The 1,374-nt window shown below is 61.8% G+C and carries 1 protein-coding gene; it reads left to right on the forward strand.

The window, feature by feature from the left end; all coding sequences use genetic code 11:
- Positions 1 to 56: 56 nt before the first annotated feature.
- Positions 57 to 1,331, forward strand: a complete 1,275-nt coding sequence (locus DFS13_RS39680; protein WP_371295762.1) for an IS256 family transposase — start codon at positions 57 to 59, stop codon at positions 1,329 to 1,331.
- The last annotated feature ends 43 nt before the right edge of the window (positions 1,332 to 1,374 follow it).

Below are 1,374 nucleotides of genomic sequence, written 5' to 3' on the forward strand. Positions count from 1 at the left end.
GGACCTATCCGTCATTTTGTGGGCGGGGCATATCATGAGGTGTAAAAGCCATGGATATGCCGATGAAGAAGAAAAGACAAACCGTAGCGCGTCAGGCAGCGGCCCGCGGGCCGCTGCCTGAGTTGCCCAAGGAACTGCTGGACCAACTGGTCAAGGGGCCGATGACGCCGACCGAGGTCCAGGATCTGATGCTGGCGTTCAACAAAGCGATCATCGAACGCGCAATGGGCGCCGAGATGAATCTGCATTTGGGCTACCCGTCCGGCCAGTCCAAGCCTACCGGGCAAGCCAACGAGCGCAACGGCGCCAGCGGCAAGACGGTCATCACCGATCGTGGCCCGGTTCGGGTCGAAGTCCCCCGCGATCGCGACGGCAGCTTCGAGCCGATTCTGATTCCCAAGCACGAGCGCCGCTTCACCGGCTTCGACGAACGCATCATCGCGATGTACGCCCGCGGCATGAGTGTGCGCGAGATTCAAGGGTTTCTGGCCGAGCACTACGGCACCGAAGTGTCGCCCGACTTCATCAGCTCGGTCACCGACGAGGTGATGGCCGAGGCGCTGAGCTGGCAGAACCGCCCGCTCGAGCCAATGTACCCGGTGGTGTTCTTCGATGCGCTGCGGGTCAAGATCCGCGACGACGGCGTGGTCAGCAACAAGGCCGTCTATCTGGCCTTGGGCATCCAGGCCGACGGCCAGCGCGACGTGCTGGGCCTCTGGATCGAGCAGACCGAGGGCGCCAAGTTCTGGCTCAAGGTGTTCAACGAACTCAAGACGCGCGGCTGCCAGGACATCCTGATCGCCGTGGTCGATGGCCTGAAGGGGCTGACCGAGGCCATCAGTGCAGCCTATCCGCGGACAACCGTTCAGACCTGCATCGTGCATCTGATCCGCAACAGCCTCGAGTACGCCAGCTACAAGGACCGTAAGGCGCTCGCCACAGCCCTGCGCCCGATCTACGCAGCCGCTAGCGAAGAGGCGGCAAGGCAGGCGTTACAGGACTTCGCCGACGGCCCGTGGGGCGAGAAATATCCGACCATCGTGCAATCGTGGCAGCGCGCCTGGGAGCACGTCATACCGTTCTTCGTGTTTCCGCCGGAGATTCGACGGGTCGTGTACACAACGAATGCCATTGAAAGTCTGAACATGCAACTGCGCAAGATCATCAAGACCCGTGGTCACTTCCCCAATGACGAGGCGGCGATCAAGCTGCTCTGGCTGGCGCTGCGCAACGTGCTGGCCAAGACCGTGCGGGCCGCCTTCGACTGGAAATCAGCGATGAACCAGTTTGCTATCCTGTTCGGCGAGCGATTCACGCAGGCGCGTGGATAACCTGTTGTTCAACCGCCTCGCCCACAAAAATGCGGACAGGTTC

The organism is Burkholderia sp. 28_3 (assembly GCF_003253915.1).
GTDB classification, from domain to species: Bacteria; Pseudomonadota; Gammaproteobacteria; order Burkholderiales; family Burkholderiaceae; genus Burkholderia; species Burkholderia cenocepacia.